The organism is Nocardioides malaquae, assembly GCF_015070385.1.
In the GTDB taxonomy this organism is placed as follows: domain Bacteria; phylum Actinomycetota; class Actinomycetes; order Propionibacteriales; family Nocardioidaceae; genus Nocardioides; species Nocardioides malaquae.
The window spans coordinates 1-320 of the sequence record NZ_JADCSA010000202.1; the positions used below are offsets into that span (position 1 = coordinate 1).

A 320-nucleotide genomic window follows, 5' to 3' on the forward strand; every position below is an offset into this window, starting at 1 on the left:
AGCATCTCCAAATCTGAGGCCATGGTTCTCAGCAGGAAACCGATGGTTTGCACAGTCCGGGTGGGGGATGAGACTCTACCCCAGGTGAAGGAGTTCAAGTATCTTGGGGTCTTGTTCACGAGTGAGGGGAGGACGGAGCAGGAGATCAGCCGGAGAATCGGAGCAGCAGGAGCGGTACTGCAGTCGCTTTACCGCACTGTTGTTACGAAAAGAGAGCTGAGCCAGAAGGCAAAGCTCTCGATATACAATCTTTGTTCCTCCTCTCACATATGGCCATGAAGTTTGGGTCATGACCAAAAGAATAAGGTCGCAGATTCAAG

1 protein-coding gene is annotated in these 320 nt (G+C 51.6%); it reads left to right on the top strand.

The features are described 5' to 3' along the window. The coding region (locus IEQ44_RS17150) for a Rossmann-fold NAD(P)-binding domain-containing protein (protein ID WP_227487618.1) at positions 1 to 279 on the top strand (279 nt) is incomplete at its 5' end. Between the last annotated feature and the right edge of the window lie 41 nt (positions 280 to 320).